Below are 26845 nucleotides of genomic sequence, written 5' to 3' on the forward strand. Positions count from 1 at the left end.
CGATATCCACTGCCCGTTGGCAACAAAACCCGGTACGACTCACGTCGCACCGGGTATTTTTTTGCCCGGCCGTCAGGCGAACTTCACCAGATTCAGCACCGGCAATGGTCCGCCGGGGAACTGTACCAGTCGCGCACCCACGCTCAACTCGCCCAGATCGATACCGAAGAAACCGAGCTGATCAATCAGCGCGCCCACTTCAGCCTTGGCCTGAGCGTCATCTCCGGACAGGAACAGCACGCGCTTGCCGCCCTCCGACGCCGGATCCGCTTCCAGCAAACGCGCCAGCAAGTGGTTGAACGCCTTGACCACCCGCGCGCCCGGCACCCATTCGGCGAACACTTCGCTGGACGGCCGCCCCTGCAAATCCACCGGTTTGAAGGACGGAGCTTCAATCGAGTTGTTGGCGTCGATGACGATCCGCCCGCCGAAGTCCGGCAGACCGGCCAGTGCGGTTGGCAGTTTCGACCAGTTCACCGCGACCAGCACGATGTCCTGGGCGGCGGCTTCTTCACGGGTAACGGCGCGAGCGGTCGGGCCGAGTTCTGCGACCAGTTCAGCCAGGGTCTCCGGCCCGCGACTGTTGGCGATGACCAACGGGATGCCCTGACGCGACAAGGCTTTGGCAAACGCTGAACCGATGGCGCCAGCGCCGATGATTCCGATAGTGCTCATGGTGTTCTCCTGAAAGTGAGGTAAGACTCGAAACGAATCTTGCGCTTGCCATTCCCACTTGATTAGCCGGTAATGCCTTGAATGATCTTCAAGCATCGCTATCAGGTCGAATCCATGGAAACCCTCGCCAATCTGGAATCTTTCGTCCGCAGCGCCGAGACCGGCAGCTTCTCCGCCGCCGCACGGTTGCTGGCGCTGACCCCGGCGGCGGTCAGTCGCAACGTGGCAATTCTTGAACGCAACCTCGGCGTGCGGCTGTTCCAGCGCTCGACCCGCAAGCTGTCGCTGACCGAGGCTGGTGAAGGTTTTCTGGCGAGTATCGGCGGCAACCTCGATGCCTTGCAGGCCGCGATTGCTGCGGTGGCGACCGAGCGCGGAGAGCCGGCGGGCGTGCTCAAGATCAGCCTGCCGCCGACGTTCGGCATCGATCACATGCTGCCGCTATTGCCGGAGTTTCTGGCGCGCTATCCGTTGATTCGCCCGGAATGGCACTTCGAAAATCGTCAGGTGGACTTGATCGCCGAGGGTTACGACGTAGCGATTGGCGGCGGATTCGAGCTGACACCCGGCGTAGTCGCCCGGCCATTGTCGTCCGCCGAAGTGCTGGCGGTGGCGTCGCCGGCGTATCTGGCGGGCCGTACCCTGCCGCGACATCCGGCTGATCTCGCCGATCACCAGGGCATCGTCATGCGCGGCCTGCGCACCGGGCGCCTGCGCCAATGGCAGATGCACAACGAAACCGGCGAACAGGCCAGCGCCCTGCTCAACCCGAGCATCGTGCTGAATGACCCGATGGCCATGCGCAAGGCCGCGCTGCTGGGCTTGGGCGTGACGATGCTGGTGCTGCCGGATGTCAGCGCGCAGATCGAACGCGGTGAACTGGTGCAGCTGTTGCCCGACTGGCAATGCGATGCCGGCGCAATATCGTTGTACTACCCGAGCCGAACCTTGCTGCCGGCCAAGACCCGAGTGTTCATTGATTTTGTGGTCGAAGCGTTTGGCCGCTAGGCCGCCAGCTGCAGAATCAACCAGGCATTCGCCCCGCTGATCAGCACAAACAATCCCCACGCCAGCACCTGCGTCGGTAACCGATTCACAAACGGCCCCATCAGTTGTTTGTCGTTGGTCATGCGAATCAGCGGATACAGCGCAAACGGCAATTGCAGGCTCAACACCACCTGGCTCAGCACCAGCAACTTGCCCACCGCGCCGTCGCCCATCAGCCACACGCCGATGAATGCCGGGATCAGCGCCAGCCCACGGGTGATCAGGCGTCGTTGCCAGCAGGGAATCCGCAGATTCAGATAGCCTTCCATGATCACTTGCCCGGCGATGGTGCCGGTGAAGGTTGAGCTCTGCCCCGACGCCAGCAGCGCCACGCCGAACAGCACACTGGCCAGCGCGCCGCCCACCAGTGGATCGAGCAAGTGATAGGCGTCCTGGATGTCGACCACGTCGGTGTGCCCGGACTGATGAAAAGCGGCCGCCGCGAGTATCAGGATCGCCGCGTTGACCAGCAACGCCAGCGCCAGCGAACCGATGGTGTCGATGCGCGCCAGTTTCACCGCATCCTGCTTGCTGGCCAGATCCTTGCCGATCAGCCGCGTCTGCACGATCGAGGTGTGCAGGTACAGGTTGTGTGGCATCACCGTGGCACCGAGGATGCCGATAGCCAGGTACAACGGCGCAGCATCGCTGATCGCCGACAGCGACGGTGTGAAGCCTTGAGCGACATCCGGCCAGTACGGTTTGATCAGCAGCAACTCGACAAAGAAGCACGCGCCGATGGTGCCCACCAGCACCAGCATGATCGCCTCCAGCCGGCGGAAACCGCGGTTTTGCAGGGCCAGCACCAGCAACGTATCGAATGCGGTCAGGGCGATGCCGAACGTCAGCGAACAACCCAGTAACAGGTGAAACGCCAGCGCGCAGCCGAGCACTTCCGCAAGGTCGGTGGCGATGATCGAGATTTCCGCCAGCACCCATTGCAGCCGCGCCGTCGGGGTGCTGTAGCGTTCGCGGGACAGCTGCGCCAGATCGCGCCCGGTGGCGATGCCCAGCCGCGAGCACAGGCATTGCACAACCATGCCCGCCAGGCTCGCCAGCAATACCACGAACAACAGGCTGTAACCGAAGCGCGAACCGGCCTCGATGGCAGTGGCCCAGTTGCCCGGATCCATGTAGCCGATCGACACCAGCAAACCGGGGCCGGCAAAGCGCAGCACGCGTTTGAAGAACGAGGCGTTGGGATCGACCGGGACACTGCCGGCCACTTCCGGCGGGCAGAACGGCGCAGTGGCGATTTTGGGCAAACTGAATTTCACGAACACATCCAGAAACAAGTCGAAAGGCGCAGCTTAGACGTTTCAGTCGGCGTGCCCAAGCGCCGATGTGATGGACTCAAGGTTTGGCGTCGCCCAGCAATTGCTGGCGCAGCTCGGGACTGCGCGTGCGCGGGTCAAGCCAGATGTCAAAAAATGCCCGGGCAAACTGCGGATCATTAATTTCATGCTGCAACTGCTGCCCGACAAAGAACCGCGCGCCTTGGCCCGGCAAATACACTCCGGTGATCCGCGTACCGGCCTGCACGTCGACAAATGATTGCTGCATCTGGGTTTGCCACACGGCCAATTTCACCGGGCTGAGGGAGGAACCGGCCAGACGCTTGATCTCGTCGACGCTGGCCTTTACCAGATCGTCGCGGGAAATGGAGCGTCGGTAGATCAGCTCAAGGGCAAAGGGTTGGCCGTCGGCTAGCGGTCGCGCCGCGCTCCACAACCGGGCGTTGTAGACGTCGAAGCCGAACACACTGAAATCGCCGGTGCCGATGATCTGTGCGCCGGGGACTGCGTCCTGCCAGCTGGCCCAGGTAGGTGTCAGCAGCAAGGCCCACAAGCCGATCCCGCAGCATCCACGCAACCACTTCGGTGTATTGCTCATCGCGGTATCGACTCCGGTAAACCCTGACACTCACAGCATAGTCCGCTATCACGTCTGTTATTTTGTATACATGTTTTGCATACATATGCAGCAATCCGCCAATGACAATGCTAACGTGGCCCCACTGCCCCCGACGGAGACACCTGCGTGCTGATCCTTAAACTGCTGCTGATTCCCGGTTTCCTGCTGCTGATTTCCCTCGCGGGCAAGCGTTGGGGCCCGAGTGTCGCCGGATGGCTGTCGGGGTTGCCGGTGGTGGTCGGGCCGATTCTGTTTTTCCTCGCCATTGAGCAGGGCCCGGCGTTTGCCGCGCAATCGGCGGTGGCGGCATTGTCGGCCATGTTTGCGATGATCGCGTTTTGCATCACTTATGCGCAGGTGGCGCAGCGGGCGAACTGGCCGTTGGCGTTGCTGGTTTCCTTATCAGTCTGGGGCGTGCTGGCGCTGATTCTGTCGGTGATACCAGCCTCTCTGCCCTTCTCGATTGCCGCCGCTGCAACTGCCCTTCTTACCGCACCGTACCTGTTTCCAAAAGTGCAACCGCTGGTCAGCGGCCCGGGGCCAAAGTCAGACAAACTGGTCTGGCGGATGATCGCCGGGGCCGCGTTGACGCTGGTGGTGACGATGCTGGCCAGCACGGTGGGCGAGCGCTGGAGCGGATTGCTCGCGGTGTTCCCGGTGCTCGGCAGCGTGATGGCGGTGTTTTCCCAACAGACCCGTGGCCCGGCGTTTACCGCCGCGTTGTTGCGGGCGACGGCGACGGGGATGTATTCGTTTTCGGCGTTTTGTCTGGTGCTGGCGATTGCGCTGCCGGGATTTGGGTGGTGGGGGTTTGCGATGGCTGTAGGGGTTTCGATGGGGATGCTGATTTTTACAAAACGACTGGTGATGAGTTCGACGAAGAATGCGCAGCGCACGGCAGCGACTTCACGCTGATTTACCTGAACGGCACCTTAAGTAATTTCAGGGTCGCGACATTCGGAGAGAAGCTCTATTTCCGCTTTCCAAAATCGGTGAATTCAAAAAGGTAATAATCAGAACTCGATGGGTTGGGTGGAAGCCCGTCGCTTTCCTGGCAAACGACCACCGGGAACGTTCCACCACCTGAAGGGGTATTGGTGGCCTGCATATTGAAATTCTGAGTTTCGTAGTTCAAATGGCTCCCCAGCGATTCCCATGTGCCGGATCCGCTGAGGTAGTACGCCTCTATTTGTGTAGGTTCAGAGGTGGGCGCAATCCCGTGGATAAAGGTGTGATAACCCACTTCTTCAATTTTGTTGATGACGAATTTTGAACCTGACATGGCAATTCCCCCCCCGTACCTACCGCCAACCGATAAGCATCGATTCATTGTTCAAAATCGCGGGAAGCGTTGGCACCTGACAGAAATGACAGTTCCGACGAGCGGTTCCTGCCCGGCCTGACATTCCGCACTGGAGTCCACCAACGCCACCATGGGATGATCGCCGCCCAAGCGCGACCATCCCTCGGAGATTCGAATGTCATTGCTTAGCAAGAAAGCCGTCGTCCTGTTGTTGGCGGCGGTGGCCGGTTTCGGCGCCATCAATGCTCAGGCAGCCAAGGCCAAAGAGAAGGCTGTCACCGAGAAAGTCTCGATGCTCGATGGCAAATTCAGTTTTGTCCTGCCCAAGGGCTTTGTCGGCGACCCGCTGCCGGCCGGTCCGACCGGCGCCAAGGGCACCATGTACAGCAACGACGCCACCAAGACTGTAGTCATCGTCGCCGAAAACCAGATTCCCGAAGGCAAAAACGTCAAGGACAACGACAGTGCGTTTCTGGACGGCACCGTCTCCGATTTCATCGACGCCCAACGCAAGGCCCTGCCGGACTTCAACAAGCTCAGTGAAAAGAGCCTGACCCGCAAAGGCAATGGCCTGGGTCTGCGTCAGGTCGACAGCACCGCCACCCAGGGCGGCGGCCAGACCCTCAACACCACGTTGCTGGCCGGTTCCGGCACGCGCATGGCGCTGGTCCAGGTGATTTCCCGGGCCAGCGACAAGAGCGGTCACGAAGCGCTGGTGAAAACCATCCTCAAGGAAAAATGATCTTTACGGGTTGAGTTGCTGCAACCAGTCGTTCAAATCCCGAAGCTCGGCCGTGCTGATGCTGTGGCCGACGCCGGGATAGGCATGAAATTGCGGTTTGTACGACAGCTTCTGCAACAACGCATCGGCTTCGGTGCCACCGCTGTAAGGCACCCGGTCATCCGCCGTGCCGTGGCCGATGAAGATGTCCAGCGGCGGATGCTGTTGCTCTGACTTCAGCTCGCTCTTGAGCACCGGCAATACCCGCCCGCTCAACGCCGCAATGCCCCCCACCGCCGCAGGCTGCCGCAACCCGACCTCGTAAGTCATCATCGCGCCCTGACTGAAACCGATCAGGTACACCTTCTCCGGTTGCGCGTGATATTTCTGCGCCGCTGCGGCGATAAAGGCCCGCAGTTTCTGGCTGCTGCCCTTCAGATCATCAGTCTCGCCGTTGTAGGCACCTTCACCTTTCTTGCGAAACCACTGATAACGTCCTTCGCCCAATGCCATCGGTGCCTGCACCGACAGGTAGTTGTACTGCTTGGGCAGCTGAAATTTCATACCGATCAAGTCTGCTTCGTTGCTGCCATAGCCATGCAGGAAAATCACCAGCGGACGCGATTCGGTGTCCGGGTGCACCTGGGCCAGGTAGTTGAGCGGCAGATCATTTTGCAGCGAGGTCTGAGCCTGAACGGCAGTGGACGCCAGCAGCGTCAATAGCGCAAACACCTTCAACATAAGCCTTCCTTCACACAGTGCAGGGTTCGGGGGAGAGCCTAACACTGTGATCCGGAGGATAGGGTGTCAGTCGTTGATCAGTTTCCCGACTCGAATCGGCTCACGCCCCGCCACCTTCGCCTGCCAGATGCCCGGCTGGGTGTAGCGTCCGCGATCGATGGCGAACAACACGCCGCTGGTGCCCGCGCGCACGGTGGTCACGCGGTCGTTCAACGGATCGACCACTTCGAACAGCGCATCGCCGCGCTCGACCCACTCGCCGGCATCACGCAGGAAACTCACCACGCCGTGATGCGGGGCGAACAGGTATTCGGTGCCTTCGAACGGCATGCCTTCGCAGCATTCTTCCGGCGCTGTTGGCCATTCACCGCTGATGAAGCCCTGTTCGGCGAGAAAGCCCAGGATCGCCTCGCAGTTGGCCTGAGCCTGATCGACGCGGGTGTCGCCCATGCTGCCCAGCTCCAGGGTGGTGGCGAGGTTGGCCGGTGGAATCGCCGCGTTCGGGAAGGCCCGGGCCAGGCGCAACCACGGCGAGGAGCAGGATTCATCGAACGAACTGCCGCCGGAGTCTTCACACAACAGCGCCACGCCAGCCTTCAGGCGTGCGGCGAGGGACTGCCACTGTGGCCAGTGCTGCGGCAGTGCGTAAATATGAATTGCGGCGTCGAAGTCGCAATGCAGATCGAGGGTGATGTCGGCCTCACAGGCGTGGCGCAGCAACAGACGGTGCAGTGCTTCCAGTTGCGAGGCCGGGTCCGGCAGTTCGTCGAGTATCTGGCCCATTGTCTGGCGGATCAGCGCGATGTTGGCTTGGGCATCACCGCCCAACTGACTCCCGATGCGCTCGGCCACCGGCGCACTGAGTTCGACGAAGGAGCGGTTGAAGTTCTTGCCGCTGCCCAGTTCGAAACGGCCCATGTGGCTGCCTTGCAGATGCTGATCGAGGCCGATCGGGTTGGCCACCGGCACCAGTTCGATCACGCCTTGCAACTGGCCGTTGCTTTCCAGTTCGGCCAGGCGCTTTTTCAGTTCCCACGCGGTGCGCATGCCTGGCAGTTCATCGGCGTGCAGGCTGGCCTGGATGTAGACCTTGCGCGGGCCGGCGCCGTAACGGAACACGCTCAGGGAACGTTCGCTGCCCAGATGGCTCCAGGGCAGAAGATGGTCGATGCGTTGCATGGTAACTCCGGAAATACTGTGGTCGCTGCTACCCAGTGACCGCATTGAAAATGTGCTGACAGGATAAATCACGGGCGAAAAAAAAGTGGCCACCGCATCAACGGGGCCACTTTTTTCTACGGCGTATTAATGGCCGTATACGTCAAAGTCGAAGTACTTGTCCTGCACTTGCTTGTACTTGCCGTTGGCGCGGATTTCGTTGATGGCGGTATTGAATTTTTCCGCCAGCTCGGTATCGCCTTTACGCACGGCGATACCGGCGCCACCGCCGAAGTACTTGGCGTCTTCGTAGGTCGGGCCGACGAATTCGAAGCCTTTGCCGGCGTCGGTTTTCAGGAAGCCGTCGCTCAGGTTGACCGAGTCGGCCAGCATCGCGTCGATACGACCGGAGACCATGTCCAGGTTGGCCTCCTGCTGCGAGCCGTAACGCACCAGCTCGATGCCGGCCGGCACCAGTACTTCGGTGGCGTAGCGGTCGTGGGTACTGGCGCGCAGCACGCCGACTTTCTTGCCTTTGAGCTCGGTCAGCGGGTCTTTCACGCCGGAGCCTGCCTTCATCACGAAGCGCGCCGGGGTGTGGTAGTACTTGATGGTGAAATCGACGTTTTTCTTGCGGTCGTCAGTGATGGTCATCGAGGACAGGATCGCGTCGATCTTCTTCACTTTCAGCGCCGGGATCAGGCCGTCGAATTCCTGCTCGACCCAGGTGCATTTGACTTTCATCTGCTCACACAGCGCATCGCCGATGTCCACGTCGAAACCGGCCAGTTTGCCGTCAGGGGTTTTCATCGAGAATGGCGGGTAACCGGCTTCGATACCGATACGGATCGGCTTGGCGTCTTCGGCCACGGCGGTCAGGGACAACATCGACAGTGCCAGGGCACCGAACATAACCAGCTTTTTCATTTATTACTCCCGTGTGCGGAGGCTTTTATTGGCAGCTTTCGATTGTCAGGTTCGGCCTTGGGCTGTACAGCGCAAAAAAACCGAAGTGGCCGGCAGTCTATGGCGGCGCGCACGGGGCAAATTGTTTTTAAGCGACAAATACTTACAGAAAATCGGCGAGTGCCATCACCTGGGAAAAGTGTGCGTCAGAGCAGTGCGCGGGTTGTAGGACAAAGCCGACAAAAGTGCCGCCGAAGCGGCAACTCTCTGGCTATCAACAATCGCAAGCGATCGGGGCAGTGGCGACTCGCGGTGCCGTAACGCTCAACTGAAAGCCTTCATCCAGCCAACCGGTCACCCCGCCGATCATCTCTTTGACCGGATAACCCAACGCCGCCAGCTTCACCGCGGCCTTGTTGGCGCCATTGCAGTGGGGACCGGCGCAATAAACCACGAACAGTGTGTTTTTCGGGTAGTTCGCCAGCCCTTCTGCCGTCAACAGACGCCCCGGAATATTGATCGCTCCCGGCACATGACCACGCTCGAAGGCCAGCGGCCCGCGCACATCGACCAGCACAAAATCGATCTCACCAGCCTGCTGGCTGCTGAAGACGTCGGAACAATCGGTTTCAAAGGTCAGACGGTTGCTGAAATGCATCAGGGCAATGGCCGAAGGCGCTGCAGGAATTTCGCGAACCAGGCTGGGCATGTTGAATCACTCCTTTGTCGGTGGGGATGAACAGACTTTATCGGGCCGTCGCTTGCCGCTACAGTGGCGCACAAGACACTCACCGGGAATTTTCCGCCAAATGCCTGATTCACCTGGATTGGTCGCGATTCTGGCCTACGATGGCCTCTGCACCTTCGAGTTCGGCATCGCCGTGGAGATCTTCGGCCTGGCCCGGCCGGAGTTCGATTTCCCGTGGTACGAGCACTGCATCGCCGCCGTCGATCAAGGCCCGATGCGCGCCATGGGCGGGATTCAGGTGCTCGCCGACGGTGGGCTGGAGTTGTTGGCGCAGGCGCGCACCATCATTGTTCCCGGCTGGCGCGACCGAAATGCGCCGGTGCCGGACACCTTGCTTGAAGCATTGCGTGATGCCCATTCACGCGGCGCCCGTTTGCTGTCGATCTGCTCGGGCGTGTTTGTGCTGGCCGCCAGCGGCCTGCTCGACGGGCACGGCGCCACCACCCACTGGCGCTACACCACAGAACTGGCCGAGCGCTTCCCGGCCATTGATGTCGATCCGGATGTGCTTTACGTCGATTCCGGCCAGTTGATTACCTCGGCGGGCAGTGCGGCCGGCCTCGACGCCTGCCTGCACCTGGTAGCGCGGGACTTCGGCACCCAGATCGCCAACTCGGTGGCGCGGCGACTGGTGATGTCGCCGCAGCGTACCGGCGGTCAGGCGCAATTCATTCCGACGCCGGTCAGCCCGACGCCACGCAGCGATCTGTCGCGTGTGATGCAGTGGGCCCGCGAGCGCCTGCACGAACCGCTGGAAGTGCGCGATCTGGCCAGCGAAGCGGCGATGAGCGAACGCACCTTCCTGCGCAAATTCAGCGAGGCCAGCGGCCAGTCACCCAAGGCCTGGTTGCAACACGAGCGTCTGGCCCGAGCCCGGGAATTGCTGGAAAGCACGCCGCAGAACACCGAGCAGATCGCCCTGCGCTGTGGCTATCGCTCGGTGGAAAGCTTTCGTGTGGCGTTTCGCAGCGTGGTCGGGGTGCCGCCGTCGGTATATCGCGAGCGCTTTGGTCGTGAGGTCAAGGCTTGCGCAACAGATAAGTGTCCATGATCCAGCCATGTTCGACCCGCGCTGCCTTGCGCACCCGCTCGATCTCATCGGCAACGTCGCCGAGCTTGCCATGGATGAGGATTTCGTCCGGCGTGCCGAGGTAGGCGCCCCAGTAAATCTCGGTCTCCCGATCCGCCACCCGATGGTAGGAATCTTCGGCGTCGAGCATCACCACCAGGCTGTCCGTATCACCCACCTGCCCCGCCGTCAGGCGTCGGCCGGTGGTGATTTCAATCGAACGGCCGATGGTGTTCAAAGGCACCTTGTGCTGTGCCGCCAAGGCCTGAACGCTGGTGATGCCCGGAATGACTTCGAATTCAAACGCACATCGCCCCGAGGCCAGAATCGCCTGCAGGATGCGAATGGTGCTGTCGTACAACGCCGGATCGCCCCACACCAGAAAACCGCCGCACTGCCCGTCAGACAATTCGTCATTGATCAGGCGTTCGAAGGTTTGCTGCTTGGCGCGGTTCAGTTCATCGACGCTGGCGCTGTAGTCCACATCGCCGCGCTCGCGCTCCGGGCTGTGAGCTTCGGCGAAACGGTAGGTACGATCAGTAATGTAGCGTTCGCAGATTTCGCGACGCAGGTCGATCAACTTGTCCTTGCTCTGGCCCTTGTCCATCAGGAAAAACACGTCTACCTGGTTCAGCGCCTTCACCGCCTGCATCGTGATGTAGTCCGGGTTGCCGGCACCGATGCCGATCACCAGCAATCGCTTCATTGCTCTGCTCCTTCCACGCTCATGCCGGACAAGCGTAGCCGCCAGCGCCCGGCAAACCGCAGATCGACCGCCGCCAGCGGCTCGACATCAAGGCTGTGAAACGCCTCGCCCTGCACAACCTGCATCAATGCAGCGCGAATCACGAACGGATGGGTGACTGCCACCACGTGCCCCGGCGTGGCTTGCAGCGAAACCAGCCACGCCGCCGCCCGCTCACGCAGCTGCACCACCGACTCGCCTCCATGGGGTGCGGCGTGCGGATCTTCGAGCCAGGCTTGCAATGCCTCGGGTTCGTTCCGCTGCAAGTCCTTGATCGACTGACCTTGCCAGCGTCCCCAGTCGCAATCACGCAGGGCATGATCAATGTGTATTTCATGGCCAAACCACGCCGCCGTCTGGCGAGTGCGCAGTTCCGGGCCGCAAGTCAGACGGAATGTCTTGTCGAAACACGAAGCCAGCGAGCCGGACGGCGCCGTCTCTTCAACAGGTTCGTTCGTAGGAAAACACGCCAATTTTTGTGCGACTGTTCTGGCATGGCAGATCAATGTCAAACGGATGGTCTGCACGGGAAGTCACTCGGCTGGAAGACAGGACGGTCATCGGCGTAATCGCTGGTTAAGCGGCAATTGTGCCGTAAATCGGGAGCCTTCTGGCAAGTTGATTGGATGATCTGAGGGTGTGAAAGCGGCAATATCTGACACCGCTATGGGCAATGGACTACAAGACTGATCGACATCCGTGTAACCCTTACGTTACGGGCATCCCGCCCCATTTTGGGGCTTGGTTTAAACGCCGAAAAATTCGCTAGACATGTAGCGTCAGTTACATAAATACTGTTTTAACGGATTGTGAAGCGAATTCAACACCCCATCCAGCAGGAGCCCGGATGCCCCCTTTAAGAGACCTGATCACCGACCCCGGCCTTGACCTGACGCCGTCGGAGCGCAAAGTCGTTCGCGCCTTGCTCGATCAGTATCCACGCAACGGGCTTGGCCCGATGGCGCGCCTGGCCGAACATGCCGGCGTCAGCGATCCGACCATCGTGCGGCTGGTGAAAAAACTCGGCTTCGGTGGTTACGCCGAATTCCAGGACGCCCTGCTCAGCGACATGGACCATCGCCTGCGCTCGCCGCGCACTCTGTTGCAACCGCGCTCGCATCAGAACAAAGACGATGCCTGGAGCCATTATCTGGCTCATAGCCATAACCTGCTGGCCGAAACCCAGGCCCTGACCCAACCGGAAGATGTACGAATTCTGGCCGACTGGCTGCTCGACACCCGGCATCAGGTCTACTGCTTCGGCGGGCGCTTCAGCAGCCTGATGGCGACTTACCTGCTCAACCACTTGCGCCTGCTGCGCCCCGGCTGCTTTGCGCTGGAAGACAACGCGCAACTGCCCGATCGCCTGTTCGACCTGCAACGCCAGGACGTGGTGCTGGTGTTCGACTATCGCCGCTACCAGACCCAGGCCCTGCGCGTGGCGAGCGCGGCGAAGAACAGCAATGCTCGCGTCGTGCTGTTCACCGACATCTACGCCTCGCCGCTGCGCGAACTGGCCGACATGATCATCAGCGCACCGGTGGAGTCGGCTTCGCCGTTCGACACCATGGTCCCGGCGCTGGCTCAGGTTGAAGCGCTGATTGCCTGCCTGACCCTGCGCAGCCCGGACCTGGCCGATCGCCTGGAAGGCATCGATGCCCTGCGCAACGACTTCGACACCCATTTGCTGGAGGATAAATAAGGATGTTCAGCCTTCCCCATCGTTCGCCACGGGACCTGCCGTTTGCCACCGACCACACCGCCCTGTTGCTGGTGGACATGCAGCGCGCCTGGCTCGAGCCACAGTTCGACCCGCACCTCGAAGGCCCGGACGCCGCGTACTTCCTCAACCGCACGCGCTCGCAAGTGGTGCCCAATCAGGTTCGCCTGCTCAATGCCTTCCGCGACGCACGGCAGAACGTGCTGCACACCCTGATCGAAAGCCTGACCGCCGACGGCCGCGATCGCTCGCTGGATCACAAACTGTCGGACATGCACCTGCCCAAGGGCAGCCCGCAGGCACAGGTCATTGCCGAGCTGACGCCGGCGGAAAACGAAATCGTGCTGCCCAAGACCTCGTCCGGGGTCTTCAACTCGACCAACATCGACTACGTGCTGCGCAATCTGCAAACCCGCCACCTGATCATCGCCGGAATCGTCACCGACCAGTGCGTGGACATGGCCGTGCGTGACGCCGCCGACCGTGGCTACCTCGTCACCCTGGTGGCGGACGCCTGCGCGACGTACACCGAAGCACGCCACGACGCCTGTCTGAATGCGATCAAGGGCTACTGCTGGATCACTGACACCGACACCGTGCTCGGCCGGTTGCAGGAGATGCAGCCATGAGCGAACGCCTGTCACCGTTGCCGATGACCACCATCGTCACCACCGACCTGATCGGCGTTACCCGTGGCCGTTCGTTTCCCACCGATGAGCTGGAACACTATCAAGCCGCCGGTTGCGGCTGGGTGCCCGCCAACAGCGCGCTGACGCCGCAGGACATTATCGCTTCGACCAGTCCGTGGGGCGCTTATGGCGATCTGCGCCTGATTCCCGATCTGACCAGCCGCGTCACCGTCGGCAACGGCCCGGACGCCGCAGCTCCGGCGCTGGATTTCATCCACGGCGACATCCGCGAGACCGATGGCCGACCATGGGCGGCCTGCCCGCGCACCCTGCTGCGCAATGAGGTCGAGCGCTATCGCGATGAGCTTGGCCTGCAGATCAACGCCGCGTTCGAACACGAATTCAACCTGCACGCCGGGTTTGCCGAACATCTGGCCTTCTCGCTCGAAGCCCAGCGCCAAGGTGCGGAATTCGGTGGCTGGTTGCTCAGTGCGCTGCGCGCCGGTGGGGTCGAGCCGGAAATGTTCCTGCCCGAATACGGCAAGCATCAATACGAAATCACCTGCCGTCCGGCCCTTGGCGTGGCGGCGGCGGATCGCGCGGTCAACTTGCGCGAGATTACCCGCGAGATCGCCCGGCAGATGGGCCTGGACTTGAGCTTCGCACCGAAGACCGCCGCCGACGCGGTGTGCAACGGCGTGCACTTGCACGTCAGCCTGCTGGACCTGGCCGGTCAGCCGATGCTTTACGACGCCGGCACCAGCAATGGTCTGTCGACCCTGGGTCAGCACTGGGCGGCGGGCGTGCTGCATTACTTGCCGGCGCTGTGCGCGTTCACTGCACCGACGCCGGTGTCGTATGAACGCTTGCAACCGCACCACTGGAGCGCGTCCTACGCGTGCCTCGGACAACAGAATCGCGAAGCCGCGCTGCGTATCTGCCCGACCGTGAGCCTGGGCAACAAACCCGTGGCGAAGCAATACAACCTGGAATTCCGCGCCATGGACGCCACTGCCTCGCCGCATCTGGCAATGGCCGCGCTGCTGATCGCCGGACGCCTGGGCATCGAGCAACGTCTGGCGCTGAACGCGATCACCGATGAAATCCCCGATTCACTCAACGACGAACAACGCAAGGCTCGGGGCATCGTTGCCCTGCCCGCCTCTCTGGACCAGGCACTGGATTGCCTGCGTCGCAGTGAAGCGCTGGTCGAAGCGCTGCCAAGCGCGTTGCTCGAGACTTTTTTCGCCCTTAAAACCGAGGAACTGGCGCTGACGGAACAGCTCTCGCCCGCTGACCTTTGTGAGCACTATGCACGCCTGTACTGAATCCGTTGAGCTTGGGTTGTACACCCGACCGGTCTACAACCTGAGCCGTGAAGATTCGACGCACCCGCTGATTCTGGTGTGCGAACACGCCAGCCGCTACATCCCCGAGGCCCTGAACAATCTGGGCCTGGATGACACGGCGGCGCGCGAACACATAGCCTGGGACATCGGCGCCCTGGCGCTGGCCGAGCAACTGTCGGAGCAACTGGGCGCCACGCTGTTGAGCGCCAACTATTCCCGCCTGCTGATCGACCTCAACCGCCCTAGACATGCGCTCGACAGCATTCCGGCGCAGAGCGAGATCTATCAGGTGCCGGGCAACCGTGAGCTTGACGAGGCCACCCGCGAATACCGGCGCCAGAGCCTGTTCAAGCCGTTTCATACGCGGCTGCAGCAATTGATCGATGCACGTCTGGCCGAAGGTCGGCCGGTGCGGGTGGTAGGAATTCACAGTTTCACCCCGGTGTACTACGGCCAGCCGCGCGAACTGGAAGTGGGCGTGCTGTTCGGTCAGGCCAGGGCCTATGCCCAGCGGATGCTTGAAGGGCTGGAACGACATCCGCTGAAAGTCGCCGGCAACCAACCATACAAGATAGACCCGCTGGGCGACATGACCGTGCCGGTTCACGGCGATGCCCGGGGCCTGGAGTCGGTGCTGATCGAAGTGCGCAACGACCTGCTGCGCAGCCCGGAAGCGGTGACTCGCTGGGCGGATTATCTGGCTCCATTGCTGTAAGGATTGTTGTAACCACTGCTGACGCTGTAAACGACGGACCGATATAACAACTAAAACGACCGATTGGCTGACAAGGAGTTGCGCTTCATGGAAATAGAAGAGTTCGGCTACAAACAGGAGTTGAAACGTAGCCTGACACTGACCGATCTGGTGGTGTACGGGATGATCTTCATGATCCCCATCGCCCCGTTCGGCGTGTATGGCTACGTCAACGCCGAGGCACCGGGGATGGTGCCTCTGGCGTACATCATCGGCATGGTGGCGATGGTTTTCACCGCGCTGAGTTACGGCAGCATGGCCCGGGCCTTTCCGATTGCCGGATCGGTGTATTCCTACGCGCAACGGGGCTTGAATCAACATGTCGGTTTCATCGCCGGCTGGCTGATGCTGCTCGACTATCTGCTGATTCCGCCGCTGCTTTACGTCTACGCGGCGATGGCGCTCAACCACTTGTACCCGGACATCCCGAAGGTCGGGTTCATTCTGGCGTTTCTGGTCAGCGCGACCTTCGTCAACCTGCGCGGCATCACCTTTACCGCTCGCATGAACATTGTGTTCCTGCTGGCGCAACTCGTGGTGCTGGGGATTTTCCTGTTCTACGCCTGGAACGCTCTGCACAACGGTGGCGGTAACGGCCAGTTGACCCTCGCGCCGCTGTATCACCCGGAAACCTTCAACTTCGCCCTGCTGATGCAAGCGGTGTCGATTGCGGTGCTGTCGTTCCTCGGCTTCGATGCGATCTCGACCCTCGCCGAAGAGATCAAGGGCGACCCGGGCCGCAGCGTCGGCAAAGCGGCGCTGATCACCCTGGTGGTGATGGGGGTGATTTTCGTCGCGCAAACCTGGATCGCTACCGATCTGGCAGCCGGCATGGGCTTCAAGTCCGCCGATACCGCATTCTATGAAATCGCCGAAATCGCTGCCGGCAGCTGGCTGGCGACCCTGACCGGTGTCGCTACCGCTTTGGCCTGGGGCGTGGCGGTAGCGATCACCTCGCAAGCGGCGGTCTCGCGCCTGCTGTTCGGCATGGCCCGCGACGGCAAGCTGCCGAAAGTGCTGGCCAAGGTGCACCCGAAACACAACACGCCGTACCTGAGCATTTATCTGGTGGCCGTGCTGTCGCTGGTGATCTGCTACCTGTTCATCAATTCGGTGGACACCCTGACCTCGCTGGTCAACTTCGGCGCCCTGAGCGGCTTCATGCTGCTGCACCTGACCGTGATCAATTACTACTGGCGCCGGCAGAAATCCGGACAGGTGATCCGTCACCTGATCTGCCCGGTGATCGGCTTCATCATCGTCGCGGCCATCATGTACAACATGGGCGTCGATGCACAGAAACTCGGCCTGATCTGGATCGCACTGGGTCTGGTGTACCTGTTCTTCCTGAACAAGCTCGGCGCCAGTACCGCGCTGCCTGACCCGAGCAACGGCTGACAAGAAAAAGAGCGGCGTCTGACAACAAATCAGGCGACCGCCGCTTTAACGCGTGGAAACCGACAGTGATAGTCAGGTTCGGCGAATGGGCCGAACCTTTTGATACAGGAGTGCATCCATGCTGGTCTTACGTCCAGTCGAGCCAAACGACCTGCCTCAATTGCAACAATTGGCGCGCGACAGCCTGGTGGGCGTCACGTCCCTGCCGGACGACAGCGAACGCCTGAGCGAAAAAATCGCCGCGTCCTGTGCTTCGTTCGACAGTGATGTCGCGGCTCAGGGCCCGGAGAATTACTTCTTCGTGCTCGAAGACCTGGACACCCGCCGACTGGTCGGCTGCTCGGAGATCCTCGCCACCGCAGGTTTCAACGAGCCGTTCTACAGCCTGCGCAACCGCCACTTCACCAGTGCCTCGCGGGAGCTGAACATCGAGCACGGCGTGCCGGCGCTGTCGCTGTGTCACGACCTCAGCGGGCATACGCTGTTGCGCGGATTTCACATCGATGAGGCGCTGGTGCGCACACCGTTTTCCGAATTGTTGTCGCGGGCACGGCTGCTGTTCATCGCCGCCCACGCGCCACGATTTGCCGAAGCGGTGATCACCGAAATCGTCGGCTACAGCGACGCTCAAGGCCATTCACCGTTCTGGGATGCGCTGGGCAAGCACTTCTTCGACCTGCCCTACGTCGAGGCCGAACGCCTGTGCGGCTTGCAGAGCCGAACGTTTCTCGCCGAACTGATGCCGCAATACCCGATCTACGTGCCGATGCTGCCGCAAGCCGCGCAGGACTGCATCGGCCGCATCCACCCGGACGGTCAGGAAGCCTTCGACATCCTCGAACGCGAGGGTTTTGAAACCAACAGCTACATCGATCTGTTCGATGCCGGCCCGACCTTATATGCACGCACCGCCAACATCCGTTCCATCGCCCTTAGCCAGACAGCCAAGGTTCAGGAGGAACCCCTGATCGACGCTCGCGGTCGCTATCTGGTGAGCAACGATGCTCTGCATGGTTTTCGGGCGGTGGTCGCCGAGCTGGATTTCCAGCCCGGTCAGCCCCTGGCGCTCGATCCGGCCCTGTGCGCGGCGCTCAACGTCCGCGCTGGCGGCACGATCCGGGTAATCGCCCTGTGAACCGCGCCCCTACCCAACGACAGTGCCCGAACTGGCGCGCAAAAGGAGTTGCAGCATGATTGTCCGTCCGGTCCAAGTCAGCGACCTGCCAGCGTTGATGACGCTGGTGCAACAGGCCGGGCCGGGGTTCACCACCCTGCCCGCCAATGAAGATCGCCTGGCCCACCGGGTACGCTGGGCGCAACGGGCGTTCGCCGAACAGGTCGAACGGGCCGATGCCGATTACCTGTTTGTGCTTGAGGACGACGAGCAGCGCGTGATCGGGGTCAGCGCCCTGGCCGGGGCCGTCGGCCTGCGTGAGCCCTGGTACAACTACCGGGTCGGGCTGACCGTCAGCTCGGCGCCGGACCTGGGTATTCAGCGGCAGATCCCGACCCTGTTCCTCAACAACGAACTGACCGGACAATCGGAACTGTGCTCGCTGTTCCTGCGCCACGATCAGCGCCACGGCAGCAATGGGCGTCTGCTGTCGCTGGGACGTTTGCTGTTTGTCGCCGAGTTTCCGCACCTGTTCGGCGAGAAAATGATCGCCGAACTGCGCGGCAGTGCCGACGAACAAGGCTGTTCGCCGTTCTGGGACAGTCTCGGCCGGCACTTCTTCCAGATGGACTTCAGCCACGCCGACCACCTGTCCGGGCTGGGCAACAAGGCCTTCATTGCCGAACTGATGCCGCGCCAGCCGCTGTACACCTGCCTGCTCACCGAACAGGCCCAGGCCGTGATCGGTCAGGCCCACCCGAACACCGAGCCGGCACTGAAAATCCTCCAGTCCGAGGGTTTCGCTCACAAGGGCTATATCGACATCTTCGACGGCGGCCCGGTGATCGAGGCGTCGATTCGCAGCATCCGCACGGTGCGCGACAGCCTGGAGCTGACCCTGAGTATCGGCACGCCGGACGATCAGGCGCCGCTCTGGCTGATCCACAACCGCCGCCTGGAAAACTGCCGCATCACCGTCGCGCCGGGCCGCCGGGTCGGCAGCAGTCTGGTGATCGACCGCCTCACCGCCAAACGTCTGCAATTGCAGCCGGGCAACTCGGTGCGGGCGGTGCCGCTGCCCAATCAACAGCAGCAGGCAGTGGCGGCCTGAGCGCCTCTGCCTGCTGCAAGAAAGCCTGAACAGGATTTTCCTGGTTAACTTCCTCGTTAATTCGTCATGATCCTTGACCCATTGGCGTGATAGCCTTTTCACCTTCGGCGTTGACACCTTTGCTCAAGCCTTTCCATTCCTTTGTATTGGTGGAACTCGTATGACCAGGCTTTCTCATCAAGATTTGCGCCGTAACTTCCGTCAGCTGCTGGCTTCCGACACCTGCTATCACACCGCCTCGGTGTTCGATCCGATGTCCGCCCGCATCGCCGCTGACCTGGGTTTTGAAGTAGGGATTCTCGGCGGCTCGGTCGCCTCATTGCAGGTGCTGGGCGCTCCGGACTTTGCCCTGATCACCCTCAGCGAATTCGCTGAACAGGCCACCCGCATCGGCCGCGTCGCCCAATTGCCGGTGATCGCCGACGCCGACCACGGCTACGGCAACGCGCTCAACGTAATGCGCACCATCGTCGAGCTGGAACGCGCCGGCGTCGCCGCGCTGACCATCGAAGACACCCTGCTGCCCGCCCAGTTCGGCCGCAAATCCACCGACCTGATCACCGTCGCCGAAGGCGTGGGCAAGATCCGCGCGGCACTGGAAGCCCGAGTCGATTCGGAAATGGCGATCATCGCCCGGACCAACGCCGGTATCCTGCCGAACCAGGAAATCATCAGCCGCACCAAGCAATACCAGGCCGCAGGCGCCGACGGTATCTGCATGGTCGGTATTCAGGACTTCGACCAGCTCGAACAGATCGCCGAGCACCTGACCGTCCCGCTGATGCTGGTGACCTACGGCAACCCGGCGCTGCGCGACGACAAACGCCTGGCCGAACTGGGTGTGCGCGTGACCATCGACGGCCACGGTGCTTACTTCGCGGCGATCAAGGCGACCTACGACAGCCTGCGCGAACAACGCCAGATCTTCACCCAGGCCTCGGATCTGAGCGCCACCGAACTGACCCACACCTACACCCAGCCTGAGGAATACATCCTCTGGGCCAAGGAATACATGAGCGTCAAAGAGTAACCTCGCACCACGCTACAAAGAGGCAGAGCGGCCCGACGCCATTACGAGTCCACTCGCATGGCGCCCGCCGCGAAACCGCTGCCTGCCGTTACCGTTTCGCCAACTCCATGATCATCCGCGACAACAGATAAATCCGCGGCGCCACGCTCTCCACCTCCGCGTATTCCTCCGGCGTATGAATGTTGCCGCCGACAATCCCGAACCCGTCCAGCGTCGGCGTCCCAACCCCGGCCGACAAACTGGCGTCCGCTGCCCCGCCGCTACCTTCTTCGGTCAACTTGCGGCCAATCTCACCGTAAATCCCCTGGGCCATCGCCATCAATCGATCCGACTCCGCCGTCTGCGGCATCGGCGGTAAGCCGCGTTGCAATGAAGTCTTCACTTCGGTCTCAGGGATCAGCTTGTCCTGGGACACCCGCGCCAGATCCTTCTCGATCCGGTCGAATTCTTCCGGCACCGCCGCCCGCACGTCAGCCCTGGCCGTGGCCTGATCCGGGATCACGTTGGTGCGGTCGCCCGCCTTGAGCACGGTGAAGTTGATGGTGGTTTTCTTGGCTTCGTCGCCGAGCTTGCCCAGTTGCAGGATCTGATGCGCCGCTTCCATCGCCGCGTTGCGCCCCAGTTCCGGTGCGACGCCGGCGTGAGCAGCTTTGCCCTTGACCTCCACCAGCGCAGTGGCGCTGCCCTTGCGCCACACCACCAGACCATCGGCCGGACGACCCGGTTCGAGGTTCAGGGTGACGTCGTGGAGTTTGGCGGTTTTCTTGATCAGATCGGTGGCGACGTCCGAGCCGGTTTCTTCGCTGGCATCGAGCAGGAAAGTGATTTGCGCGAAGTCCTTGAAGTCGAGGTTCTTCAGGATTTTCAGCGCATAGATGCCGGCGACGATCCCGCCCTTGTCGTCCATCACGCCCGGCCCGTAGGCGCGACCGTCCTTGATGTGGAACGGTCGCTCGGCGGCTGAGCCTTCCTTGAACACCGTGTCCATGTGCGCCATCAGCAGGATTTTCGCCTTGCCGGTGCCTTTGAGCGTGGCGAGTACATGGTTGGTTTTTTCCGGGGTGTTGGGCACCAGTTCGATGGTGGCGCCGAGCTTTTTCAGCTCATCGATGGCGATGTCGCTGACTTGCTTGAGCCCCGGTTCATAGCCGGAACCGGAGTCGATATTGACCAGGCGCTCGAGCAGTTTCAGGGCTTCGGGTTGGTATTGCTCGGCGTCGGCCAGCACCTGTTTGTGCGGTTCGGCAAAGACACCGGAGGCTGCAAAAGTGAGGGACAGGCCGGCCAGCAGAGAACCACGGAATTTGAATGTCATGAATCAATCCTTGTTTCGTGTCGGGTACTGAACCGTACCTGACATCCGCCCAAGGCTCTATCCCCGATGCGACACCCGATCTGTTCAAACCGAATCGAATACCTCGCGGCGCGGGTTGTTATCGCTGCAGCAAATCACCCGGTTACGTCCGCCGGCCTTGGCTTCATACAGTGCCTGATCGGCGTCATCGAGCCAGCGCGTCGCGTCGCCGTGTGCCGGATCGAGCGCCGCCAGACCGATGCTCAGGCTGACTTTCAGCGCCGGGTTCTGTTCGTACACCAGAAAGGAAAAACGCTCACGCAACGCTTCCATCGCCTGCGCCGCATTGAACAGCGGCAAGTCCGGCAGGATCACGCAGAACTCGTCACCGCCGTAGCGCCCCGCCACATCGGCCATGCGCAGGTTCTGCTTGAGCATCTTGCTCAGTTGACGCAGAACGATATCGCCGGCCACGTGGCCGTAGGTGTCGTTGATCGCCTTGAAGTGGTCGATGTCGATCAGCGCAATCGCGGCACCGGTCTGCTGACGTTTGCAGCGTTCGAATTCGATTTCCAGTTGATCCTTCCAGGCGCCGTGATTGAGCAGACCGGTGAGGCTGTCGGTGCGGCTCAGGGCCAGAAGTTCACGTTTATGCAAGCCGAGGGTATAGGCCTGGCGAAAGCAGATCCAGCCCAGCGCCAGCGGATACAGCGTCAACAACGGCAGACAGGCATAAAGCTGTGCCGGTGTGGTCATCGGGACGAACGCCGGGGCAAATACCACCAGCCCGACACCGACACCAAGCAACTGCGCCGCCGTCCCGGCCAGCAGAAAACGCAAGCCGCCGATGGCAACGTTGTTCATCGCCATCATCGAAATGGTCGTGGCACTGGGCAAGGGATTGAAGTGCATGGCCGCCACCCAGAAGCCACCGAGAAAAGCATCGATCAACAGATTGCGGTGTTCGGCGTGGTAAGGAACCTTCGCCCGGCGGGCCCATTGATAAGCAAGGTGTGGCCAGACCAGGCCGTTGAACAGCATCAGCGCCCAGACCCAGGCGGGGGGATCGAGCGGGTACATCGCGACGCTCACGCACAAAAGCCCCAGGACCAGCCCGAGGATTCGCGATGCATAGAGCCTCCTGGCCAGTGAAAGTCCCTTTCCTCCCGTTCTTCCCATAAGGGCCTCGACCACTCGACGGTACTGCGCAGACCGCAGACCGGATGTGCTGGGAGTCTATCAGGGCAACGTTAAATAGCCATCACCGGCCAGCGGGCCGAATACCCCGTCATCAGCACCACACGGCAGGCAAATGATTGGCTATACATGAAAGGATGAAAATGGAAAAAAGACTCTAAGAAGGAGGCCCATGCAGACCTACCAAGTGTTGATCATCGGCAGCGGTTTTGGCGGCCAATGTGCGGCGGTCAATCTGCTCAAGGCCGGTATCGACGACTTTCGCTTACTGGAACGCCGGGACTTTTTCGGCGGCACCTGGTGCCAGAACACCTACCCCGGCGCAGCGGTGGATGTGCCGTCGCCGCTGTATTCCTTGTCATTTGCGCCTTATCGCTGGACGCAGATGTTCGCCGAACAGGCCGAACTGCACCGCTACACCGACCATGTAATCGAACGCTTCGGCCTGCGCGATCGGGTGGAACTGGAGGCCAACGTCGAACGCGTCGAATGGGACGACACCGAAAAACGCTGGGCCGTACACACTGGCACCAAAGGCATTTTTTATGCGCAGTTCCTGATCAATGCCACCGGGCCGTTGAGCCAACCGGTTATCCCACACTTCCCCGGTCAGGATCGCTTTCAGGGCAAGACCTTTCATACAAACAATTGGGATCACAGCTACGACTATCACGGTAAACGGGTAGCGATTGTCGGCAGCGGTGCCAGTGCGGCTCAGGTGATTCCGGCGATTGCACCGAAGGTCGCCCATTTGCATGTGTTTCAGCGCACCGCGCATTGGGTGCTGCCCCGGGCCGACCGTACATTCGGGCGGTTCCAGCGCTGGTTGCTGGGTCTGAAACCGGCCTACAAACTGCTGCGCTGGATGATCTACTGGCAATTCGAAACCCGGGTCATCGCCTTCAAATACTCGAAACCGGCGATTCACATGGTGCAGCGACACGCCCTGAAGTTTCTCAAGCGCCAGGTAACTGACCCCGAACTGCGGAAAAAACTCACACCGGACTTCACCATCGGCTGCAAACGGGTATTGGTCTCCAGTACCTACTATCCGGCGCTGACCCGGCCCAACGTCACGCTGCACAGCCGCGAACAGGGCATCGCCAGCCTCGACGAAACCGGCATCATCACCACGGACGGCCAGCACATCGACGTCGATCTGATCGTCTGGTCGACCGGTTACGACGCCACCGACGGCGTGATTTCCTACCCGGTCAGCGGAAAAAACGCCGTGCAACTGCGCGACGTGTGGGCGCAATACCCGCGCGCCTACCTCGGCACCAGCCTGCCGGACTTTCCCAACCTGTTTATCGTCACCGGGCCGAACACCGGCATCGGGCATACGTCGGCGCTGTTCATCATCGAATCGCAGATGAACTACATCCTCGACTGCATCCGCACCGTGCAGGCCAAAGGTCTGCGCAGCATCGAAGTTCGCCCCGAAGCAGAACGTACCTACACTCAGATGATTCACCGGGAAATGGAACGCACGGTCTGGAAAACCGGCGGCTGCCACAGTTGGTATCAAAGCAGGAGCGGTCATGTGATCGCGATGTTTCCCGGCTTCAGTTTCAGCTATCACCGGTTGACCCGGGCGCTGAAACCGGCCGACCACATTCTGTCTTGAACAAGGAAGACCCACGATGCTTTTGTTGTTTGTCGCCCTCGCGGTTTTCGTGGCCTGGAGCTGGTTGAGTTACCCGGCGGTCGGCCACTGGCTCTACGATCTGAGCGCGGCCCTGGAGGCCAGGCTGTACCGGTTACACAAGATCGAAGTGCCGATTGCCGAAATGACCGTGTCGACCTGGCAAGGCGGGCCTTATGAAGCGTCGAGCAGCATCTTGATGCTGCACGGCTACAGCGCCGAAAAGAACCTGTGGCTGCGCTTTGCCCGGCATTTTGTCGGGCAGTATCGGGTGATCATCCCGGACCTGGCCGGCCACGGTGAAACCGGCTTCAAGGCCGGCGGTGGCTACGATATTCCGGTGCAGGCCAAGCGCATGATCCAGTTGCTCGACGTCTGCGGCGTCGAGAAAGTCCACGTGATCGGCAATTCCATGGGCGGCTACATCGCCGCGTGGCTGGCGGCGACCTACCCGGATCGCATCGCTTCGGTAGCGCTGATCGACCCGGCGGGCGTCACTGCGCCCGAGCCCAGCGACATGGAGCGCCACCTGGCCCGTGGGCACAATCCGTTTCTGATCAATTCCCGGGAAGAATTCCGACGCTTTTATGCCATGACCATGGCCTCGCCACCGTGGGTGCCCGGCCTGGTGCTCGACGCGATCGCCCAGCGCTACGAACAATGCCGCGACGAACTGGAAGAGATCTTCCGCGATTTTCGCGCCAGCCCGCCGATGGAGCCGAAACTGCCGGACATCAAATGCCCGGCGCTGTTGCTCTGGGGCCGCAAGGACCGGTTGATCGACGTCAGCAGCGTGCCGGTGTGGAGCAAAGGCATCAGCAATTTGCGGGTCGATGTCTGGGATGGCGTCGGCCATATGCCGATGGTCGAGCAACCGTCGAACACGGCACGTCTGTATCGGGAGTTTCTGGGGGAGCATTCGCGTCAGGACAGGTAAACGGTCAGTCGTTGGCAGAATGAAGTCCGTAGGATTCTTCGTTTGCCCGCGTCGGCGAAGGCTGCGATCTTTTCCAACACCTTTTACGTGACCGTGCCAGGAATTTTTTTCATGACCGTGCAGCCTTTCGTCAGCCCCGACCTGATCCGCCAACGCTTCTCCAAAGCGATGTCCGACATGTACCGCGAAGAAGTGCCGCTGTACGGCGCGTTGATGGAATTGGTGGAACAGACCAACCGCGACGTGCTGGCACGCGAACCGCAGATCGCCAGCCAACTGCACAGCACTGGCGAAATCGAACGGCTGGACATGGAGCGCCACGGTGCCATCCGCGTCGGCACCGCCGCCGAGCTCGCCACCCTCTCCCGCCTGTTTGCGGTGATGGGCATGCAACCGGTGGGCTATTACGACCTGACCCCCGCCGGGGTACCGGTGCATTCCACGGCGTTCCGGGCGGTGCATGAAGATGCGCTGCAGGTCAGCCCGTTCCGGGTGTTCACTTCGTTGCTGCGACTGGAATTGATTGAAGACCCCGAGCTGCGGGCCTTCGCGCAATCGGTGCTGGATAAGCGTTCGATCTTTACGCCATCGGCGCTAAGGTTGATCGAACAGGCCGAATCGGCTGGCGGTCTGAATGAATCCGAGGCCGGGGAATTTGTCCTGCAAGCGCTGGAGACTTTTCGCTGGCACCACAGCGCCACCGTCACTGCCGCGCAATACCAGACGCTCAGCGCCCAGCATCGCTTGATCGCCGATGTCGTGGCCTTCAAGGGCCCGCACATCAACCACTTGACCCCGCGCACGCTGGACATCGACATCGTCCAGGCACAGATGCCGCTGCACGGCATCACGCCCAAAGCGGTGATCGAAGGCCCGCCGCGCCGGCAGCATCCGATCCTGTTGCGTCAGACCAGTTTCAAGGCGCTGGACGAGCCGATCGCCTTCACCGACCAGACACAAACCCGCGGCAGCCACAGCGCCCGCTTCGGCGAAATCGAACAACGTGGCGCAGCGCTGACCCCCAAGGGCCGTGCGTTGTACGACCGCCTGCTGAACGCGGCGCGCGATGAACTCGGCGACTTCCCCAACGAAGCCAACGCCTCACGTTACAACGCGCTGATGACCCAGCATTTCAGCGAATTCCCTGACAGCCTCGAGGGCATGCGCGAGCAGGAACTGGCGTACTTCCGTTATTTCCTGACAGACAAAGGGCTGGCGGCGGGTCGTCCCGCTGATGCCTCGCTGCAAGCATTGTTGCGCGACGGCTATGTGAAAGCCGAACCGCTGGTGTACGAAGATTTCCTGCCTGTGAGTGCGGCAGGGATTTTTCAGTCGAACCTGGGAGACGCGGCGCAGGCGCACTATGGCGAGCATTCCAATCGACAGGCGTTCGAGTTGGCCCTGGGGCGTTCGACCATTGATGAATTGGGCCTGTATGCCAAAACCCAGCAACGTTCGATTGAGGAATGCCTCACTGCAATTGCCCGCTCCGCGTGAAAAGCGGCGATTGGCCATACTGCGCAAGAAGTTGCGCACTTGTTTCGTAAAAATGCTCACCAATTCCGCTGGAGGCCATGTGTTTCAAGGCCTCCAGCCAAGTGGGGGCCGGAGTGCGCCCGACGAGGGGCCATCAGGTCCCA

Annotated in this window: 27 protein-coding genes; 15 read left to right on the plus strand and 12 right to left on the minus strand. The window is 61.2% G+C overall.

Annotated features, from left to right (window positions below; all coding sequences use genetic code 11):
* Positions 1-72 precede the first annotated feature (72 nt).
* The gene (locus tag JKA62_RS09360) at positions 73-771 is read right to left on the minus strand and encodes an NADPH-dependent F420 reductase (RefSeq protein WP_236676490.1); all 699 of its coding nucleotides are present in this window, start codon (positions 769-771) and stop codon (positions 73-75) included.
* Between the two features lie 18 nt (positions 772-789).
* Here JKA62_RS09360 and JKA62_RS09365 point away from each other — a divergent pair, with 18 nt between their 5' ends.
* Positions 790-1683, plus strand: a complete 894-nt coding sequence (locus JKA62_RS09365; RefSeq protein ID WP_201817795.1) for a LysR family transcriptional regulator — start codon at positions 790-792, stop codon at positions 1681-1683.
* Here JKA62_RS09365 and JKA62_RS09370 read toward each other — a convergent pair.
* Both JKA62_RS09370 and JKA62_RS09375 read right to left on the minus strand, forming a co-directional pair.
* Complete coding sequence (locus JKA62_RS09370; RefSeq protein ID WP_373423149.1) at positions 1680-2948, minus strand: Nramp family divalent metal transporter; 1269 nt, start codon at positions 2946-2948, stop codon at positions 1680-1682. The two genes, JKA62_RS09365 and JKA62_RS09370, sit on opposite strands and share 4 nt — an antisense overlap.
* A 127-nt stretch (positions 2949-3075) precedes the next feature.
* Positions 3076-3615: a chalcone isomerase family protein gene (locus JKA62_RS09375; protein ID WP_201817536.1), complete on the minus strand. Its 540-nt coding sequence runs from the start codon at positions 3613-3615 to the stop codon at positions 3076-3078.
* A 147-nt stretch (positions 3616-3762) separates the two neighbouring features.
* Between JKA62_RS09375 and JKA62_RS09380 the strand changes: the two genes are divergently transcribed.
* Positions 3763-4551, plus strand: coding sequence for a hypothetical protein (locus JKA62_RS09380; RefSeq protein WP_041475207.1), 789 nt, complete (start codon positions 3763-3765; stop codon positions 4549-4551).
* Positions 4552-4606: 55 nt separating this feature from the next.
* Here the strand turns inward: JKA62_RS09380 and JKA62_RS09385 are convergent, their stop codons facing one another.
* The gene (locus JKA62_RS09385) at positions 4607-4918 is read right to left on the minus strand and encodes a hypothetical protein (protein ID WP_201817537.1); all 312 of its coding nucleotides are present in this window, start codon (positions 4916-4918) and stop codon (positions 4607-4609) included.
* Positions 4919-5114: 196 nt separating this feature from the next.
* On the opposite strand from JKA62_RS09385, the gene JKA62_RS09390 reads away from it, so the two are divergent.
* Positions 5115-5681, plus strand: coding sequence for a hypothetical protein (locus JKA62_RS09390; RefSeq protein ID WP_201817538.1), 567 nt, complete (start codon positions 5115-5117; stop codon positions 5679-5681).
* Positions 5682-5684: 3 nt separating this feature from the next.
* Here the strand turns inward: JKA62_RS09390 and JKA62_RS09395 are convergent, their stop codons facing one another.
* From JKA62_RS09395 to JKA62_RS09410, 4 genes are all read right to left on the minus strand, one after another.
* On the minus strand, positions 5685-6401 hold the full coding sequence (locus tag JKA62_RS09395) for an alpha/beta hydrolase (protein WP_201817539.1): 717 nt from the start codon (positions 6399-6401) through the stop codon (positions 5685-5687).
* A 66-nt stretch (positions 6402-6467) separates the two neighbouring features.
* Entirely contained in the window at positions 6468-7580 is a 1113-nt protein-coding gene (locus JKA62_RS09400; protein WP_011333506.1) for a succinylglutamate desuccinylase/aspartoacylase family protein, read from the minus strand.
* Between the two features lie 126 nt (positions 7581-7706).
* A complete protein-coding gene (locus tag JKA62_RS09405) occupies positions 7707-8486 on the minus strand; it encodes an ABC transporter substrate-binding protein (RefSeq protein ID WP_011333505.1) in 780 nt (259 codons plus the stop codon).
* Between the two features lie 253 nt (positions 8487-8739).
* Positions 8740-9174 carry a rhodanese-like domain-containing protein gene (locus JKA62_RS09410; protein WP_011333504.1) on the minus strand — a complete coding sequence of 145 codons (435 nt, stop codon included), beginning with the start codon at positions 9172-9174 and terminating at the stop codon, positions 8740-8742.
* Positions 9175-9274: 100 nt separating this feature from the next.
* Between JKA62_RS09410 and ftrA the strand changes: the two genes are divergently transcribed.
* A complete protein-coding gene (ftrA, locus tag JKA62_RS09415) occupies positions 9275-10264 on the plus strand; it encodes a transcriptional regulator FtrA (RefSeq protein ID WP_201817541.1) in 990 nt (329 codons plus the stop codon).
* On the opposite strand, the gene cobF is transcribed toward ftrA, so the two are convergent.
* Positions 10233-10988, minus strand: coding sequence for a precorrin-6A synthase (deacetylating) (gene cobF / locus JKA62_RS09420; RefSeq protein WP_201817543.1), 756 nt, complete (start codon positions 10986-10988; stop codon positions 10233-10235). The genes ftrA and cobF overlap by 32 nt on opposite strands.
* Positions 10985-11554 carry a histidine phosphatase family protein gene (locus tag JKA62_RS09425; protein ID WP_201817544.1) on the minus strand — a complete coding sequence of 190 codons (570 nt, stop codon included), beginning with the start codon at positions 11552-11554 and terminating at the stop codon, positions 10985-10987. Before JKA62_RS09425 ends, cobF begins: the two co-directional genes overlap by 4 nt.
* Before the next feature lie 320 nt (positions 11555-11874).
* Between JKA62_RS09425 and JKA62_RS09430 the strand changes: the two genes are divergently transcribed.
* The 8 genes from JKA62_RS09430 to JKA62_RS09465 all read left to right on the plus strand — a co-directional run bounded on the left by JKA62_RS09430 (position 11875) and on the right by JKA62_RS09465 (position 20132).
* Entirely contained in the window at positions 11875-12729 is an 855-nt protein-coding gene (locus JKA62_RS09430; RefSeq protein WP_011333500.1) for a MurR/RpiR family transcriptional regulator, read from the plus strand.
* Between the two features lie 2 nt (positions 12730-12731).
* A complete protein-coding gene (locus JKA62_RS09435; RefSeq protein ID WP_201817545.1) occupies positions 12732-13376 on the plus strand; it encodes an isochorismatase family cysteine hydrolase in 645 nt (214 codons plus the stop codon).
* Positions 13373-14704, plus strand: coding sequence for a glutamine synthetase (locus JKA62_RS09440; protein WP_201817546.1), 1332 nt, complete (start codon positions 13373-13375; stop codon positions 14702-14704). The genes JKA62_RS09435 and JKA62_RS09440 overlap by 4 nt, the downstream gene beginning before the upstream one ends.
* Positions 14688-15440: an N-formylglutamate amidohydrolase gene (locus tag JKA62_RS09445; RefSeq protein WP_041475206.1), complete on the plus strand. Its 753-nt coding sequence runs from the start codon at positions 14688-14690 to the stop codon at positions 15438-15440. Before JKA62_RS09440 ends, JKA62_RS09445 begins: the two co-directional genes overlap by 17 nt.
* A gap of 87 nt (positions 15441-15527) precedes the next feature.
* Positions 15528-16877 carry an APC family permease gene (locus JKA62_RS09450; protein WP_011333496.1) on the plus strand — a complete coding sequence of 450 codons (1350 nt, stop codon included), beginning with the start codon at positions 15528-15530 and terminating at the stop codon, positions 16875-16877.
* A 118-nt stretch (positions 16878-16995) separates the two neighbouring features.
* Positions 16996-18012, plus strand: a complete 1017-nt coding sequence (locus JKA62_RS09455) for an arginine N-succinyltransferase (RefSeq protein ID WP_201817549.1) — start codon at positions 16996-16998, stop codon at positions 18010-18012.
* A 55-nt stretch (positions 18013-18067) separates the two neighbouring features.
* Positions 18068-19102, plus strand: a complete 1035-nt coding sequence (astA, locus tag JKA62_RS09460; protein ID WP_201817551.1) for an arginine N-succinyltransferase — start codon at positions 18068-18070, stop codon at positions 19100-19102.
* Positions 19103-19262: 160 nt separating this feature from the next.
* Positions 19263-20132 carry an isocitrate lyase/PEP mutase family protein gene (locus JKA62_RS09465; RefSeq protein WP_007956238.1) on the plus strand — a complete coding sequence of 290 codons (870 nt, stop codon included), beginning with the start codon at positions 19263-19265 and terminating at the stop codon, positions 20130-20132.
* An 88-nt stretch (positions 20133-20220) separates the two neighbouring features.
* Here JKA62_RS09465 and JKA62_RS09470 read toward each other — a convergent pair whose 3' ends face one another.
* Together JKA62_RS09470 and JKA62_RS09475 are read right to left on the minus strand one after the other, a co-directional pair.
* Positions 20221-21447, minus strand: a complete 1227-nt coding sequence (locus JKA62_RS09470) for a M20/M25/M40 family metallo-hydrolase (RefSeq protein WP_201817553.1) — start codon at positions 21445-21447, stop codon at positions 20221-20223.
* Between the two features lie 84 nt (positions 21448-21531).
* On the minus strand, positions 21532-22605 hold the full coding sequence (locus tag JKA62_RS09475) for a diguanylate cyclase (RefSeq protein WP_201817566.1): 1074 nt from the start codon (positions 22603-22605) through the stop codon (positions 21532-21534).
* Positions 22606-22795: 190 nt separating this feature from the next.
* Between JKA62_RS09475 and JKA62_RS09480 the strand changes: the two genes are divergently transcribed.
* The 3 genes from JKA62_RS09480 to hglS all read left to right on the plus strand — a co-directional run bounded on the left by JKA62_RS09480 (position 22796) and on the right by hglS (position 26702).
* The gene (locus JKA62_RS09480) at positions 22796-24250 is read left to right on the plus strand and encodes a flavin-containing monooxygenase (RefSeq protein ID WP_011333490.1); all 1455 of its coding nucleotides are present in this window, start codon (positions 22796-22798) and stop codon (positions 24248-24250) included.
* Between the two features lie 16 nt (positions 24251-24266).
* Positions 24267-25205, plus strand: coding sequence for an alpha/beta fold hydrolase (locus JKA62_RS09485; RefSeq protein WP_011333489.1), 939 nt, complete (start codon positions 24267-24269; stop codon positions 25203-25205).
* 111 nt (positions 25206-25316) lie between these two features.
* Positions 25317-26702: a 2-oxoadipate dioxygenase/decarboxylase HglS gene (gene hglS / locus JKA62_RS09490; RefSeq protein ID WP_201817568.1), complete on the plus strand. Its 1386-nt coding sequence runs from the start codon at positions 25317-25319 to the stop codon at positions 26700-26702.
* Positions 26703-26845 lie beyond the last annotated feature (143 nt).

Origin of the sequence: Pseudomonas sp. B7 (genome assembly GCF_016735645.1) — a bacterium.
Taxonomy (GTDB): Bacteria; Pseudomonadota; Gammaproteobacteria; order Pseudomonadales; family Pseudomonadaceae; genus Aquipseudomonas; species Aquipseudomonas glycinae.

Coding starts and splice junctions, on each gene's coding strand:
- JKA62_RS09360 (WP_236676490.1), bottom strand. CDS start 771: ATGCTTGAAGATCATTCAAGGCATTACCGGCTAATCAAGTGGGAATGG.
- JKA62_RS09365 (WP_201817795.1), top strand. CDS start 790: ATGGAAACCCTCGCCAATCTGGAATCTTTCGTCCGCAGCGCCGAGACC.
- JKA62_RS09375 (WP_201817536.1), bottom strand. CDS start 3,615: ATGAGCAATACACCGAAGTGGTTGCGTGGATGCTGCGGGATCGGCTTG.
- JKA62_RS09385 (WP_201817537.1), bottom strand. CDS start 4,918: ATGTCAGGTTCAAAATTCGTCATCAACAAAATTGAAGAAGTGGGTTAT.
- JKA62_RS09390 (WP_201817538.1), top strand. CDS start 5,115: ATGTCATTGCTTAGCAAGAAAGCCGTCGTCCTGTTGTTGGCGGCGGTG.
- JKA62_RS09395 (WP_201817539.1), bottom strand. CDS start 6,401: ATGTTGAAGGTGTTTGCGCTATTGACGCTGCTGGCGTCCACTGCCGTT.
- JKA62_RS09400 (WP_011333506.1), bottom strand. CDS start 7,580: ATGCAACGCATCGACCATCTTCTGCCCTGGAGCCATCTGGGCAGCGAA.
- JKA62_RS09405 (WP_011333505.1), bottom strand. CDS start 8,486: ATGAAAAAGCTGGTTATGTTCGGTGCCCTGGCACTGTCGATGTTGTCC.
- JKA62_RS09410 (WP_011333504.1), bottom strand. CDS start 9,174: ATGCCCAGCCTGGTTCGCGAAATTCCTGCAGCGCCTTCGGCCATTGCC.
- ftrA (WP_201817541.1), top strand. CDS start 9,275: ATGCCTGATTCACCTGGATTGGTCGCGATTCTGGCCTACGATGGCCTC.
- cobF (WP_201817543.1), bottom strand. CDS start 10,988: ATGAAGCGATTGCTGGTGATCGGCATCGGTGCCGGCAACCCGGACTAC.
- JKA62_RS09430 (WP_011333500.1), top strand. CDS start 11,875: ATGCCCCCTTTAAGAGACCTGATCACCGACCCCGGCCTTGACCTGACG.
- JKA62_RS09435 (WP_201817545.1), top strand. CDS start 12,732: ATGTTCAGCCTTCCCCATCGTTCGCCACGGGACCTGCCGTTTGCCACC.
- JKA62_RS09440 (WP_201817546.1), top strand. CDS start 13,373: ATGAGCGAACGCCTGTCACCGTTGCCGATGACCACCATCGTCACCACC.
- JKA62_RS09445 (WP_041475206.1), top strand. CDS start 14,688: ATGCACGCCTGTACTGAATCCGTTGAGCTTGGGTTGTACACCCGACCG.
- JKA62_RS09450 (WP_011333496.1), top strand. CDS start 15,528: ATGGAAATAGAAGAGTTCGGCTACAAACAGGAGTTGAAACGTAGCCTG.
- JKA62_RS09455 (WP_201817549.1), top strand. CDS start 16,996: ATGCTGGTCTTACGTCCAGTCGAGCCAAACGACCTGCCTCAATTGCAA.
- astA (WP_201817551.1), top strand. CDS start 18,068: ATGATTGTCCGTCCGGTCCAAGTCAGCGACCTGCCAGCGTTGATGACG.
- JKA62_RS09465 (WP_007956238.1), top strand. CDS start 19,263: ATGACCAGGCTTTCTCATCAAGATTTGCGCCGTAACTTCCGTCAGCTG.
- JKA62_RS09470 (WP_201817553.1), bottom strand. CDS start 21,447: ATGACATTCAAATTCCGTGGTTCTCTGCTGGCCGGCCTGTCCCTCACT.
- JKA62_RS09475 (WP_201817566.1), bottom strand. CDS start 22,605: ATGGGAAGAACGGGAGGAAAGGGACTTTCACTGGCCAGGAGGCTCTAT.
- JKA62_RS09480 (WP_011333490.1), top strand. CDS start 22,796: ATGCAGACCTACCAAGTGTTGATCATCGGCAGCGGTTTTGGCGGCCAA.
- JKA62_RS09485 (WP_011333489.1), top strand. CDS start 24,267: ATGCTTTTGTTGTTTGTCGCCCTCGCGGTTTTCGTGGCCTGGAGCTGG.
- hglS (WP_201817568.1), top strand. CDS start 25,317: ATGACCGTGCAGCCTTTCGTCAGCCCCGACCTGATCCGCCAACGCTTC.